Here is a 13,483-nt window from a genome sequence, read left to right on the forward strand (position 1 = left end):
TGTTAAGGACGGTAGGACAGATTACGAGAGCGGTAAACTGGCTTTTTGCACAGTGCGTCATATCCTTCTTCATCCCACCATCCGAGAGTCCGGCAGGCTGCCGGGCACATGCTGCAGCAAGCAGAAAATGAGGGCGCGCCCTAGATAAGAATTTCTTTCCGCTGGCTACTCATGTACTGAACAACGTCCCCGCCGCCATCTCCCGAGCAGTATGCAGCCGCCGCAACGTTGACGCAGACAGCTAGACACATGGCGCCGGCATCCTTGTCCTTCTTGAATGGTATTTTGACGTTGACGGGTGCAGCCGTCGCCCTGCTTATCTCCCAGGCCAATGTGCTGCTTGGATTAGTGTCGTCGGCAGCGATGAAATATGGGCTCGCCGTTCTCCATCTTCAGTGGCCTATTCGGATTGATGGCCAAGTACAACGCCTCCATCGTCGAAATGGCATTACGTCTTGGGAGCGAAGGAGAACAGTTCGGTAAGGCCTTAGAAGCTCGATTGGCGAGCCAAGGCGTGACGGAGCTTTACTCTCACAAATATGAGGATGAAGTTCTGTGTGTAGCGATAGGGCCACTCATCATGGGCGTTGGCATCAGAGGATTGTTATCTGATGTGCGGTCATTACCAAAACATGAAAGAGGCTGAGCTGCTTCTCCAGAAGTTCGGCGTGACCAGACCGGGCATGCTCGGCAAGTACGACATGTGGCCGCGGTATCAAGGCCTCTTTGTTCGCTGGCCGCCAGAGCATGACGCCGGCACCCGACCGGACGCCCTGCCTGGCGCACAGAAGCTATCCACCTTCAACGCTCGCGACGACCGCGTCGCCCATGCCTTCACCTTGCGCAACGCCTGGCGCCGTCACAACGCTAGGTTGCCGCCTCAAGCGAGCAATTACCCTTCTGTCGCCTTCGCCGAGTGCATCTGCGTCCACCACATCAAGCAGCGAGGCGCATAGGCGGTTGCGTGAAGTCAGCGTATGGAGATCGCGGCCTCAGACCTTACGCTTGTTTCAATATAGTCGTAGGTCCGTTCAATCATTAGGCGTACCGTGGGCTTGTGGCATACAGCCACAACAACCTAAAAGGTATCCACATGTCTACGACCATACGCATGAATTCCCCTCCTAACCAATCAGGCACCCTGAACGAGAAAGACTTGCCGGGCAATCAGCCAGAAAAGCAAGCGGAACGACAAAAGGAAGACTCCGCGCACAAGACCGATCCGATAGAGCGGATCGAAAAAAAGGCACCCGAGGTCGGCGGGCATACTGGCCCCCGGAAGTCGTGATCGACCGTAGACTTGTTCTTCGGAGAATCCCTCGGCTCCTATAGGGCAGTGCAATCAAAGACACCATCCATTGGAGGAGTGCCTAATACTACCGGAGCTCACCATGAAGAACCTAAGTAGTTCAGACTTCGACATTGATGGGCAGCCAATGCCGTCAAATACTCAGCCTCAAAACGGCAGACCAGCTAGTGGAGAGACACGAGCTAGCCACTCTAGCCTGGTTGGAAGCCAAAGCGCGGATAACATGCACGCGGCTAAAAGTCCGCAAAAAAACTTCCCGCAGACAACGAGTTGGTTAGGGGCCGAGAGCCCCTGGGTAGCAGCTGGATTATCTGCAGTGACAGGCCTCATCCTCGGCGTAATGCTAGGGCGCCGCGAGTAGAGGCCAGGACCTTCTTCGACAGACCTCGTTATGCAAAGCTCCTGAGCGTGGGAACCAACAACGCCTAGGGAGCAAAAACGAGATCTTGTCGGCTCTCCGCCAGGTGGAGGGACAGCGCTCAATCAAAAGTACGATGTCGCCTTTCTAACACTGCTCAAAGGCTGAATCAGCTCCCCTGAAAAGCGATGGCATCTCTAAATAGCGCTAGTGCGGCAACGCTGTCCCAACCCGTTGCACGCCGCGTAAGAATGACCCACCAGTATGTACTTTCGAAGGACAGCCAATGCGGCGCAACGATATCCAAGAGCTTGGGGCACAGGCGGCGCGGGATGGTTTGAGCTTGTTCGACTGCCCATACTTTCGCGACAGAGCGTTGCCTAACTACACAGGCGAATCCATCTCAACATGGAAACAAAAAGTCGACGCCTGGGAACTGGGCTGGCAAGCCGAGACTGACAACTATCGGGCGAAGGCTGAACGGGCTGCCGCAATACGCGTCATGCGTCATTCGCACTGATCGGGTCGCCCTCGCCCCCAGGCTGGGTCCCCTGCTGGGGACGTCTGGACGAAGATGCACCGAAGACGGCGCCTGCTGACCGGCACATGCCGCGCAGCGGGCCGACAATTTTCGGCCCCCGGCATTGCCGCTTTAACGCAATGGCGTTTCAGCCCTGCAGAAGAATTCCCAACCGGCTATTCCACATGTCGCCATAGCCCTTGCCAGCGACCGGGATACGGATCAATGGCCGTTTCAGATCGTTGGTGGAAAAGTCGAAGTGAACGTTCAGGAACGACAGATTTCCGTTGCCGGACTGCTCGGTCCATTTGAGCTGCCACTTCCGGATATAAGAAAAGTCCAGGACTTCGCCCGGATCCTTTGCGCCGTCGACCATGCACAGTTTCTGGCTTTGCGGGTCGAATGCGATAACGACCTTCTTGCCCTTGTCGCCCAGAATCAACTCGCTGTCGACACTGTCTTCCGGAAATGCCGTGCCCAGCCGTTGATTGTGTTCGCGAAATTTCGCCAACAACGCCTTGTGCCGATTCTGCTGGCGATGCACGGCCCAGGCGATCAGCGCGATGATGGTGACGACGAGCGAAATGATATTGAACATGGAGAAGATTTCCTGACGGCCGGTGGGCGCTGTATCGACCTTAACGGTTGATGGGCCTGGAACTTAAGCGTCCCCGGGCTGCGGGCAGCAGTTATGATGCAAGCCAATCATCGCGCTACATCAAGGTTTTCCAGCATGGCCGTACCGCCTCGCCCGTTCCTCGCCACCGTTCTACTCATCACCGCGTGCGCCAGCGCGCCCGCCTTTGCCGACGACGGCTGCATCGCGCGCGTCGATGCGGAGCTGGCCCGCATCAAACAGGCGCAAGACGTCCAACGCACGCGCGAGGCCGCCAATAATCTGGAATTGAATCGGGAGCTTTGCCAGGGCCGGCTGGACCTACTGGACGCGCGCTTTGCGCTCAGCGACGACTTTGAAGCATGCCGCCGCGACGGCGTGCAGTTTTCGGATCAGGTCACGCGCACGCTGACGGGCGCGTCCGACGATCTCACGGACATGAAGGCGTCGTGGATCCGGACCTGCGGCCTGCACATGAAGAATTGAACGCGGGCCTGCGATTGCGGCCGTTCAAGCGCCGCAACCGCAGTCATCCGCTAGCGCACGTCAAGCCGCCTTCTTTTGGGCGTCATGCGGAAAGAAAATGGCGCGGCTGGGATCAAAGCCATAAAGGTGCGCATATTCCGTGGCGTCGGCCGCCAGCGCCAACACCGATTCCAGAATGAAATCCGCCTTCGCGTCCGACAGCAACGCACTGAAGTTCAAGCGCACAAAGCCGGGCTTTTCGATTTCTCGACCATCCAGAATGGCCTGCCGCATCTGCAAAGACTGCGCGTCATCGATTTCCAGCAGACGATGCACGTACGGACCCGCGCATGCACATCCGCCACGAGCCTGAATGCCAAAACGGTCGCTCAGCATCCGCGTCACCAACTGCTGATGCACGAACCCGCCCTTGCCGTCGCGCACCCGGAAAGAAAAGATCGGCAGGCGATGCGCCGTCAGCGACCCCAACAGTTCCAGGCGCTCGGCGCCCTTCCACGCCGCCAGTGCCCGCTGCACGAAATGCGCGTGGCGCCGCTGCATGAAATCCGCGCCCAATGCTTCCTTGACCAGCACCACCAACGCGGCGCGGATGTCCCCCACCACGTTCGGCGTACCTGCTTCCTCACGCGACTCCAGGCTGCCGCTGTAGTCATGGCCCACGGGCGACACGAACTTCACCGTGCCGCCACCCGGCCACGTCGGCGTCGTATCCAGCACCGCATCACGGCGCACGATCAGGACGCCCGAGGCACCCGGACCACCAATGAACTTGTGCGGCGAAAACACGATGGCGTCGATCTGCGCATCAGGCGCCGGCGACATCCGAATCGGCAGGTACGGCGCGCCGCCTGCATAGTCCCACAGCATCTTCGCGCCGGCTGCCTTCACCCGCCGCGTGATGCCTTCGACCTCCGCCACGATGCCCGTCACATTCGACGCCGCCGACAGCGCGCACACGACCAGCGCGCCCGCCGGTGCGTCCAGCGCTTGCGCCAGTTGCGCCAGATCCGGCCCGCCTTCGGCGCTTTCTTCCAGTTCGACGATATCAGCGCCGCATTCGCGCCACGGCAGGATGTTTGAATGATGCTCGTAGGGTCCGATAATGACCCGGACCTTCCGGCCAGCCGCCACCGCCGCCTTCACACCAAACAGATTCACCAACCGGTTGATGCCCGCCGTAGCGCCCGAGCCCGAGAAAATCACCGCGTGTTCATCGCCCGCCCCGCAGCCTCGGCCAATCGCGGCACGCGCCTCGCGCCGCAGACGCGTAATGAAGCCGCCGCAGAACGAGGCTTCGGTGTGCGAATTGGCGTAATACGGAAGCACCTGTTCCAGCACAAAGCGCTCGACCTGCATCAGCGCACGGCCTGACGCCACGTAATCGGCGTAGACAAGCGGCTTGGAGCCAAAAGGTCCATCAATGCTGGCGTCCTTTCCGATAAGCCCGTCGGCAAGCGCGGCCGCAATATCGGAAGTCTTCAAGCTGTCTTGGAACTGCTGCAATGGCAAAGCCGGGGCGCCTGCGGGCGCACCGGCGAGGGTCGTGTTCATGAGGCGATAGATCCGAAAAGTTCGGAAATATCATACGATGGATGCCCAGATGAAACATCACCGTTTTTTTGCTGACTTATCGCATAAACGGGTCATATGATCGAATTCATGGAAAAAATAGACAAGCTTGATCTAAGCATCATCAACTGCCTGCAAAAAGACGGTTCCTTGTCCCAGCGCGAGCTCGCCGACCGGGTCGGCCTCTCCCAGAACGCGTGCTGGCGCAGGCTTCAACGCTTGAACGCATGCGGCATCATCCGCGGCACGCGCGCAGAGGTCAGCCTGGTCGCCCTGGGCCTGGATCTGACCGTCTTCGTCATGATCCGCACCAGCCACCATGCCAAGGCCTGGGCCGACGGATTCCGCCAGCACGTCGAACGACTACCCGAAGTCACTGAGTTCTATCGCATCGGCGGCGATTGGGACTACCTGATCAAAGTCGTCTGCCGAGGCATGGCAGGATACGACCGGTTCTACCAAAAGCTGATCACGGATTTTGAGCTGTCCACCGTGACAGGGTTCTTCAGCATGGAAGCCATTATCGAAAACCGGCCGCCGGATTTGCGGCTGCTGGAGGATTGAGGAGGATCGGGCGGCGTGGCTGATGACCGCATGGTTCTTTTACAGGCTGCCTGAGCCTTAACGGTCATGTGTTTCAATACCGGCTGCATATGCTCAACCGTGCACAGGTTTGAATGCCAGCCGCCCTTTCAAAACGGCCCAGCGCTTCGCTTGCCAGCTGCCGGTGTAGAAACGGCAATGCGCCTACGGTGCCGCCCGCCCGTTAAAATGCTTCGCAGCGTGCAGCCCGGAACTTTCCCGCGGCACCCTGCTCGAATCTCACTTATTCCCTCATCGCGGAGACTCGTCCGGCCATGACCCTCTAAGCCCTCCCCCAGATCACCGCTTGCGCTACGCGCAACGCGCCTTGTCGATTCCGGAGAGCTTTTCATGGCCCAGTCTTCCCACGCGCCCGCAGCGGCGCATCCTCAGCCGCCCGCGTCGGCGCCTTTCCTCAGCCTGCGTCACATCAGCCATGCGCTGCCAGACGGCCGCGTCCTGCTCCGTGACGTCAGCCACGACTTCGCCCCCATCCGCCACGGCCTGATCGGCCGCAACGGCGCGGGCAAGTCCGTACTGCTGCAATTGGCGCACGGCGTCATCGGCACACAAAGCGGCCGCATCGTGCGTCACGGCCGCATCGCCTACGTCCCGCAGGAACAACCACGATCCGCCCGCACCACCTTGGCCCAGGTCGCCGGCATCGCGCCGATTCTTGACGCGTTGTCCAGCATCGAATCCGGCAGCACCCGCCAAGCGGATTACGACCTCGCCGAGGGCCATTGGCGCATTCGAGATGAATGGACCCGCATGCTTGTCGACGCGGGCTTGCCTGCGTGGCAGCCCGAACATCCCGCATCGGCCGCCAGTGGAGGCGAACTGACCCGCGTCGCGCTCGCAGGCGCCCTGATGCAAACCCCGGACGCCTTGCTGCTGGACGAACCCAGCAACCACCTGGACGCAGGCGCCCGCCGCTGGCTCATGGATCAGATCACCACCTGGCGCGGCGGCTTGATTGTCGTCAGCCATGACAGGACGCTGCTCGATGCCATGTCCTGCATCGTCGAATTGGATCGCGGCCACCTGAACGCCCATTCCGGCAACTATTCCGCCTATCGCGACCACCGCGACCGCTTGACCGCCGCGAACGAAGCGTCCCTAGCACACGCCCGCAACGAACGGGCCGCCACCCTGCGCGCGCTACGCCAGCAACACGACGCCCAACAACAACGCACCGCCCGCGACGCCCGCAAGGCCCGGGATGCGAACCAGGCGCCGATCCTGCTGGGGATGAAGAAGGCGAATGCCCAAGCTCATGCGGGCAGAGAGAACGTGCGGCGGCAGGATGCGGTTGCGGCGCTGGATGACGCGGTAAGGCAGGCAGCCGCACAGATTGATCAATCGGCCAACGTCGCACTGGCTTTGCCCGAAACAGCGGTGCCGTCGGGCCGCCGCGTACTGCATCTGGAGCATGCGAGACCACCCTATCCAGCGGACGCTTGCACGCTGACGATGACCCTGACAGGCTCTTTCCGGTTGGCAATTCGCGGGCCGAATGGCTGCGGCAAAAGCGCGTTGCTATCGATGTTGGCGGGGGAGCTGATTCCGCACGAAGGCCTCTGCGACGTACGCGTGCCGACCGCCATGCTGGACCAGCGGGCGTCCGTCATTCCGGAAGATAAGTCCCTGCTGAAGACGCTTCATGCGCTGGGCGCCACGTTATCGGAAGGTGAACTTCGCAGTCGGTTGGCGTTGCTGGGCCTGGGATCTGAGCAGGTCAATACGCCCGCCGGGACCTTGAGCGGCGGGGAACGCCTCAAGGCTGCCCTGGCATGTGCGTTGTGGCGGAAAGCGCCTGCGCAGTTGCTACTGCTGGATGAGCCGACGAATCATGTGGATATTGAGTCGGCGGAGGCGATGGAGAAGGCGCTGCGAGGGTATCCCGGTGCGATGGTAGTGGTGTCGCATGATGAGGCGTTTTTGGAGGGGATTGCGCCTACGCATGAAATGGTTTGGGGAGTTCGAGGCTGGCTGCTGACTACGGTATGAAGGGTCGGCCGATGAGGGATCAATTAGCACCGTCGGCGCAGATATGACTGTGGGGAAGTTGCACAAACCTTTCACGCCTGCCGTCCTGAGAACGCCCCCCCCAATTAGAGTTGGAAAGGTTCACACTCCGCGAGAGGTACGAAAAGAATTGCTCAAACGACGAAAGCGCATGGAACGGGTTTACCTGTGGAACATCCTCCACAGTACGTTCGACTACAGATCTGGCCTTTCGGGATCACTCTCACCTACGTCTTTAGCTGCCCTACGTTTCTTTAACCATCCGTCTGGATAGGGAGACGGCTCGAACGGCTTAATACCCAGCGAATGCGCCCTCGCGGAATACCCCCCTATCCCTCCCATCACAAACCCGAGGATGTTCAACCAGCCTGTGCGCCAAACATTCAAATCCAGAAAAATGACAGCGACACCGACAATCACAAAGAAGAATCGAAAAAAAGGCTTGAAATTGCCGTCTCTGATCAATACAGACTTCAACGTTTCGGGCCATGTTTCGGACGAGTGATTTTTCATATTTCAGCAATTAACATCATTAAGGTAGCGTATCCAGTGCGATGCACTCTATCGCCAGCGACTGTGTTGATCAGCCCGAGATACGAAAGCCTGCCTTCTCGACAACATGATTTTGGGGTTAGACACTAGCCACGGAACGTTCTCAAGGCTGCCATTCATTTGGTGGGAAAATAAACAGGACTGATAAATCGTACGCCAATCCATATCTGCATTCTTAGAATTCTCATGACCCCACTTTATGCCAAACCGACCTTCCTTTGCATCATCTGGACAAACTAATCAGCGAAAATAAATTCTACCCCTCCTTTTATTTTCACCTTGCCCCAATCTCCTGATAGTAAGAACCAGCTATTCTCATAATTAAAGCTGTCTATATTCCCATAATCAACCTCACCAGATGCGTCTGAGAAACCAAAAAAGCGCCTCTCAACCCACTCAAGAGATTCAAAGTTTGAAAATCGTAATGAAGCCCTTCGATAGCAATAATACTCTCCAGCGCGGGGCTTCTCATACTTCGAGTGCTTTTCAGTAAGAACAGCCTCCAACTCGATGACGAGTGAATTTACCCCCTCATTAATAGCCAACACGTAGCTATCTTCAAGATAAATATGGGAGAGCGACGAAATTTCATAATAATTCATAATTCAGTCATGGAGCCGAAGCTAAAGCTGCGTCCGCACTGGCCTGACTTCGCTTGGCGCTGTAGCGCCCCGTGTTTTGCTGGCTTGCTAAGGTCACGGGCGGCCGAAGTCGACTCGGATGTCCGGCAAGCACTACGACAGAACGAGCATTGGGGATCCAACTATTTTTGGTTTTCTCCGGAATAAGCCTCTGGAAAAATTAGAAACACCATTTTTGTCAGAGCATTTGAGAGCGCATTGATCGGCGCAGGAGTTACCCACCCTCGAACTTTGCAATTGCTACTCGAACCTGAATTTTATTTACTCACTAGGGCATCATTAACCCCGCATACGATTTAAATAGATTCAAGAAGGCTCTACGACAAAATGAAAGCAGCGCCCAATACCCAACACCCAATTCCGGGTGCATATACATCAACCAAAAAAACAGAACCAAGGTTGCAAATAACGTTGGTCCCGGGGCATCCACTGCGCTTGGAAGCTCGTTGTTCAACGCTGTGCATACTGCCTCGCCTGCATAAGCAGCAGGATGGGCTGTTCTCGCACCGAACATGCCGACCTTGGACGGTCAGGCACTGGCATGCATCGACTCAACCGGGTCGGCCATGAATTTTTACCGGGGTTTCTCATTCATAAAATGGCTTGCAAGATGCTAGCTTCAGCTAAATATGATCAAGCCAATCACGAGAGCTGCTAGTTGAGTTGGAGAAAAATTGTTCACCATATTTTTTCTTGCATCGGGCGATTTCGGCTTGAGAGATATCAATCGCAATGAACCCAGCAGGCTTCTCATACACAAGAATACTCTCAACCTCAACCATCGGAGCTGCATCCCAAACCAATCCCCCCTGTATCCTGCATTTATGAAAAACGAAACTATTACCCCCACCAAGAGGCAGAATTTTGTCCCGCACCGGATAGATGATTTCAGAGTTACGAATTTTTATTTTTTTGCTGTCCCAATATGGATCTTTGCATTCATTCTCCAAAACATATAGCCCTTCGTTAATGATTACCAACCAACCTTCAAGCGTTGCATTCCGCAAACGCTCACCTTGATGAAACAATGCAACATCAAACAACTCATTGACATCCATAATCACTTTCCTATCACAATGGCATTTACACCCGCAGAAACAGCTCGATCCAAACTACTTTTGAGCACACCGCGAGGGCCTGTGTATGGGTCCCGCGTCATGTAGTATTCCACCCCGTCAATAGTCTGCAAATCGTCAACGATAACGAAATGCCCTCCCGCTGGCAGACGCAGATTCACGATAACGCTATCCCCTCGCTGAATGGCGAGACTTAATTGTTGAGGAAACAAAGACAAATTTACCGAGTTGGAAATACCAGCGTCAGATATGACTTTTGAAAGCTCGATTGCATTGACGCCAGATGGCCTAACGCCGTCGACAAAGTTATCGATCGCATCCAATAGGCTAATGGACTTTCCCGTTTTATCAGTGATGATCATCGCTGCGCAAGCAGGGCCGCACGTTGGGTCTGTTTTCCTTGCATAACGACAGAACCTGTTGGTTCGTATGGAATGACCGATGGTGGGCTCTTCGCCCCGCCGGCTCCATCCACTGCAGAGTTCCGATCGACATAAATATATTGACCCGTCGCGGGGTCCATTCTTAATATTTCACTCCCGTCAGCTGCGAGCACCGCAGCATTTCTATCGAAATGAGGTACTCCGCCGACCGCGTTCTCGACCCGGACCTTGGCGATCATCGCACGGACCTTAGCGATTGATAGCTTGCCTCCTTCAAGTCCCAATTGCAGGGCAGTTCCTAGGGCCTCTCGCTGTTCCCACGTTAAGTCCTGCAAATCAAACATGCCACCGTTCTGCATAAGGGTGATGTTTGTCAGCTTGTCGTTAATGACGTTGGCAAGAATGTAATCATGGGCAGCTTCAGCTTTTGCCTTTTCATCCCGCAACGCTTGCGCAACCTTCACTATCTCTTCGGGGTGATGGACATAGCTCGCAATGTCTCTACTTGCATCAGCAAGGGCAAGATTAGAACCACTCAACTTCGAGGTGAGCTGAATCGATTCTTGGACTTTTTTCCAAGCCAAGTCATACAGTTCCGTTAGTCCGGCGTCCTCTTTGATTCCTCCGGCGAACAAGATTTGGTCAAAATATGATTTGTCTGCACCACCGTCAAAATAGACAAACCCGGCACCCTGAGTGCCCGTCATCTCTGATAGAAATGTGCGGGCATCCGAGTTTTCCGTATACCGCGCCGCGCCCTCAGAATCGGCCTGCCGCTGTGCTTGGGCAGTGAGTTCGGCTTGTGCCTGTTGAATTGAGATCCCTTTCTGATCGGCGTAACGCTGGGCGTTGTTCTTGATCCAATGTCCCTCATCCGGATGCAGCTGACGGTTATACATATCCGCAACAGCAGCCCCGCCCGCGCCGCTAAGTCCACCTACTGCTCCGCCGGCAGCACTTGCAATGACATTCAAGACCACTTTGGTGACTTGATCGCGCGCCTCGCCGGACAAGCCGGCGACAGCGAGTTCGACTTGTTCACGCACCAAGTTCGTGGCCAAATCCCCCGCAACAGTCCCCGCAATCGCACCAGCGACGTTTCCTCCGCCTAACGCTGCTCCAATACCCACAATGGCCGCGTGCAGCGCTATGGCACCGGGCTTGCCTTCGCCCCAGAGTTCCTCATCCTTGCCCCTCAAGTCCTTCAGCACATCCCCTGCAATCTGCATCCCCAACTGACCAAACGCCTGCTGGAACTCCAGTTGCTCGCGGACCTTGTCCTTGTCGAAGATCTGCCCGATGCTGCCGTTAGCCCCGGCCGTATCTCGGCTCAGCCCTGCCGTACTGTTGCGACCCGTCTCCTTATCAGAACGCACCTCAATCGAGCCGGGTGCGACGGCTGCGTAGGTGGTGCCCGAGTCGCTGCCGCTCGTTTGACCAAAGCTCAATCCCGACGGACCAATGCCATTGGCACCGCCCATTTTGGCGATATCGAACGCGCCGGACATGCCGAGGTTCACGCCAGCCGTCGTGGACTTGTATGTCGCCTTGTTCTCAAGATTGGTAAAGCCGAACGTCTCGGTGGACAGCTTGTTCTTGGCTGCTTCCGCATCGCTGGCGATTACGGCCCCGTCCAGTTGCGTGTGCTTGCCGACGTAGATATCAAAGCCGCCGCTGCCCGCGTACAGGCCTGACTGCTCGATAACGCTGTCGTAGTTGGACTTGGTCTTGCCGATACTGGCGCCAATGTATGCGCTACCCGTCATGGAGCCGAAGCTGAAGCTGCCCCCTGCATTGACCTGGCTTTGCTTGGCGTTGTAGCGGTCCGTGTCCTGCTGGCTTGCTATCGTCAGGTTGCGGCCGATGTCCGCGCGGATGCTGTCTGCGCGAGCTTGGGCGCCCATCAGGACGGTGTCCCGACCTGAGATCAGGGTCAAATTGTCGCGAGCGCTGATCTGCGACTCTTGGTACGTCGTGCCGTTTCCGTTGGCGTTACCCTTTCCGGCGTAGCCGCTGGCGAAGATGTTGATACCCCCGCCGCTTCCGCTGTCCGACACGCCGATACCAATGCCGACCTTCCAGCCGCTATTCTTGTTGGTTGAGGTTTCTGTCGAAGTTTGCGCTTGGCTAAGAAGGTGCAGGTCGTTAGTCGCCGCCAGCAGAACGTTCTTGCCGGTGACATCGCTTCCTATGATCGACAGATTGCCGGAACCGGCGACACCCTTCTCTCCCAACGCGACGATAGAGACATTGCCTCCGGCCATGATGGACGACCCAAATGCGGTTTCCTGGCTGCGTTTTGTCTCGCTGACCGATTTGCTGGAGCCCACGCTGATTTGGATCTGGGCGCTTGCGGCTTCCTTCTGCGCTGCTTTGGCGTTGGGTGCATCGGCCGCGTCCATCATCCTGTCGGCTTGCACAGCCTGGTACGCTGCCTGCCCAACCTTGACCGCTGCAAGACGTCCGCTCTTGGCTTCTCCAGCCTGTTGGAGCGTGCCATGGATCTGTTGGGCTGCACCCAGCATGCCGCCCGCCACGCCGATGGTGATTCCCGATTGCTTGAACTCGTGATATTCGTGTTGGCGAGCTTCGCCTACGCCTGCGACGATGGCCACGTTCCGGCCGGCGATTGAGATATCGCCATCCTGCGCCAACACATTGCTGGCGAACACACCGACGTCGCGTCCCGCATCGATAGTCACGTTGCCGCCGACGCTTCCTACCGTACTCGCGGAGAAACCGCCGCTTTCTCCCTTCATCCAATCGGTCCTGGCTTGCTTGCTGTAGCCGATATTGAAGCCACCGCCACCGCCAAGGCCCGATTTCGTGACCTTTTCGTATTGATAGTCCTTGTAAGACTCCGTGGCCGCGGCGATCGTGATGTCCCGATTTGCCGCGAGCAACACGTCGTTATCTCCGACGACGTTGGAGCCTTGGACGCTCAGGTCCCGACCGGCCATCAACGCAACGGTGTCACCCATGAAGTTAGAGCCCTGAGCGAGCTCAAATTCACTGGCCGTCTTGGTGTGCGTCGTCTTCGACGACATGAACCCTTTGGTCTTGTAGTGGGTCTCGTCGTACGCCGAGCCGGTCTGCACGCCAGCCATCAGGTTGATGTCGCGGCCCGCCCCCACGGCCAGCTGTTCGCCCGCCGTCACGTCCGCTGCACGCGCATTGACGTCCTGCCCGGCAATCAGCGTGAGGTTGCCATCCGCCGCGATGGACGAACCCACTTCCGAGCTCGTGCTCAGATCGTGACGGTTCTTCTTGTTTCGGACCAGCGATTCACCGTGGCTTTCCTGCAGTGTCGCCAGGTTGATGTCGCGACCCGCTTGCAGGCGCGCGTCTTCCGTGGCGGTGACT

Annotated in this window: 13 protein-coding genes; 7 read left to right on the plus strand and 6 right to left on the minus strand. The window is 57.2% G+C overall.

Annotated elements, in window-relative coordinates; all coding sequences use genetic code 11:
- Window positions 1-412: 412 nt before the first annotated feature.
- From HV786_RS07035 to HV786_RS07050, 4 genes are all read left to right on the plus strand, one after another.
- Entirely contained in the window at window positions 413-646 is a 234-nt protein-coding gene (locus HV786_RS07035; protein WP_175210257.1) for a hypothetical protein, read from the plus strand.
- Window positions 633-956 carry a hypothetical protein gene (locus HV786_RS07040; protein ID WP_252870182.1) on the plus strand — a complete coding sequence of 108 codons (324 nt, stop codon included), beginning with the start codon at window positions 633-635 and terminating at the stop codon, window positions 954-956. Before HV786_RS07035 ends, HV786_RS07040 begins: the two co-directional genes overlap by 14 nt.
- Before the next feature lie 155 nt (window positions 957-1,111).
- Complete coding sequence (locus tag HV786_RS07045) at window positions 1,112-1,288, plus strand: hypothetical protein (RefSeq protein ID WP_158216697.1); 177 nt, start codon at window positions 1,112-1,114, stop codon at window positions 1,286-1,288.
- A 665-nt stretch (window positions 1,289-1,953) separates the two neighbouring features.
- A complete protein-coding gene (locus HV786_RS07050) occupies window positions 1,954-2,187 on the plus strand; it encodes a CrpP-related protein (protein WP_128828580.1) in 234 nt (77 codons plus the stop codon).
- A gap of 148 nt (window positions 2,188-2,335) precedes the next feature.
- Here HV786_RS07050 and HV786_RS07055 read toward each other — a convergent pair whose 3' ends face one another.
- Entirely contained in the window at window positions 2,336-2,785 is a 450-nt protein-coding gene (locus tag HV786_RS07055) for a hypothetical protein (protein ID WP_128828581.1), read from the minus strand.
- A gap of 135 nt (window positions 2,786-2,920) precedes the next feature.
- Here HV786_RS07055 and HV786_RS07060 point away from each other — a divergent pair, with 135 nt between their 5' ends.
- Window positions 2,921-3,289 (plus strand): hypothetical protein, encoded by a 369-nt coding sequence (locus HV786_RS07060; RefSeq protein WP_128828582.1) that lies wholly within the window; start codon window positions 2,921-2,923, stop codon window positions 3,287-3,289.
- Window positions 3,290-3,349: 60 nt separating this feature from the next.
- Here HV786_RS07060 and HV786_RS07065 read toward each other — a convergent pair whose 3' ends face one another.
- On the minus strand, window positions 3,350-4,840 hold the full coding sequence (locus HV786_RS07065; RefSeq protein ID WP_128828583.1) for an aminotransferase class V-fold PLP-dependent enzyme: 1,491 nt from the start codon (window positions 4,838-4,840) through the stop codon (window positions 3,350-3,352).
- A 108-nt stretch (window positions 4,841-4,948) separates the two neighbouring features.
- On the opposite strand from HV786_RS07065, the gene HV786_RS07070 reads away from it, so the two are divergent.
- Together HV786_RS07070 and HV786_RS07075 are read left to right on the plus strand one after the other, a co-directional pair.
- Window positions 4,949-5,422, plus strand: a complete 474-nt coding sequence (locus HV786_RS07070) for an Lrp/AsnC family transcriptional regulator (RefSeq protein WP_056324093.1) — start codon at window positions 4,949-4,951, stop codon at window positions 5,420-5,422.
- 369 nt (window positions 5,423-5,791) lie between these two features.
- Window positions 5,792-7,450, plus strand: coding sequence for an ABC-F family ATP-binding cassette domain-containing protein (locus HV786_RS07075; protein ID WP_128830170.1), 1,659 nt, complete (start codon window positions 5,792-5,794; stop codon window positions 7,448-7,450).
- An 806-nt stretch (window positions 7,451-8,256) separates the two neighbouring features.
- On the opposite strand, the gene HV786_RS07080 is transcribed toward HV786_RS07075, so the two are convergent.
- From HV786_RS07080 to HV786_RS07095, 4 genes are all read right to left on the minus strand, one after another.
- Entirely contained in the window at window positions 8,257-8,622 is a 366-nt protein-coding gene (locus HV786_RS07080) for a hypothetical protein (protein ID WP_128830169.1), read from the minus strand.
- Window positions 8,623-9,284: 662 nt separating this feature from the next.
- The gene (locus tag HV786_RS07085; protein ID WP_128830168.1) at window positions 9,285-9,719 is read right to left on the minus strand and encodes a hypothetical protein; all 435 of its coding nucleotides are present in this window, start codon (window positions 9,717-9,719) and stop codon (window positions 9,285-9,287) included.
- 2 nt (window positions 9,720-9,721) lie between these two features.
- Entirely contained in the window at window positions 9,722-10,099 is a 378-nt protein-coding gene (locus HV786_RS07090) for a hypothetical protein (protein ID WP_128830167.1), read from the minus strand.
- Window positions 10,096-13,483, minus strand: a 3,388-nt coding sequence (locus HV786_RS07095) for a hemagglutinin repeat-containing protein (protein ID WP_175210402.1), incomplete at its 5' end; no start/stop codon positions are given. The genes HV786_RS07095 and HV786_RS07090, both read right to left, overlap by 4 nt.

The sequence above is a fragment of the Achromobacter mucicolens genome (assembly GCF_902859725.1).
Taxonomy (GTDB): Bacteria; Pseudomonadota; Gammaproteobacteria; order Burkholderiales; family Burkholderiaceae_B; genus Achromobacter; species Achromobacter mucicolens.

Excerpts from the sequence above, each read along its gene's own strand:
- HV786_RS07035 (WP_175210257.1), top strand. The coding sequence starts at position 413 with ATGGCCAAGTACAACGCCTCCATCGTCGAAATGGCATTACGTCTTGGG.
- HV786_RS07040 (WP_252870182.1), top strand. The coding sequence starts at position 633 with ATGAAAGAGGCTGAGCTGCTTCTCCAGAAGTTCGGCGTGACCAGACCG.
- HV786_RS07045 (WP_158216697.1), top strand. The coding sequence starts at position 1,112 with ATGAATTCCCCTCCTAACCAATCAGGCACCCTGAACGAGAAAGACTTG.
- HV786_RS07050 (WP_128828580.1), top strand. The coding sequence starts at position 1,954 with ATGCGGCGCAACGATATCCAAGAGCTTGGGGCACAGGCGGCGCGGGAT.
- HV786_RS07055 (WP_128828581.1), bottom strand. The coding sequence starts at position 2,785 with ATGTTCAATATCATTTCGCTCGTCGTCACCATCATCGCGCTGATCGCC.
- HV786_RS07060 (WP_128828582.1), top strand. The coding sequence starts at position 2,921 with ATGGCCGTACCGCCTCGCCCGTTCCTCGCCACCGTTCTACTCATCACC.
- HV786_RS07065 (WP_128828583.1), bottom strand. The coding sequence starts at position 4,840 with ATGAACACGACCCTCGCCGGTGCGCCCGCAGGCGCCCCGGCTTTGCCA.
- HV786_RS07070 (WP_056324093.1), top strand. The coding sequence starts at position 4,949 with ATGGAAAAAATAGACAAGCTTGATCTAAGCATCATCAACTGCCTGCAA.
- HV786_RS07075 (WP_128830170.1), top strand. The coding sequence starts at position 5,792 with ATGGCCCAGTCTTCCCACGCGCCCGCAGCGGCGCATCCTCAGCCGCCC.
- HV786_RS07080 (WP_128830169.1), bottom strand. The coding sequence starts at position 8,622 with ATGAATTATTATGAAATTTCGTCGCTCTCCCATATTTATCTTGAAGAT.
- HV786_RS07085 (WP_128830168.1), bottom strand. The coding sequence starts at position 9,719 with ATGGATGTCAATGAGTTGTTTGATGTTGCATTGTTTCATCAAGGTGAG.
- HV786_RS07090 (WP_128830167.1), bottom strand. The coding sequence starts at position 10,099 with ATGATCATCACTGATAAAACGGGAAAGTCCATTAGCCTATTGGATGCG.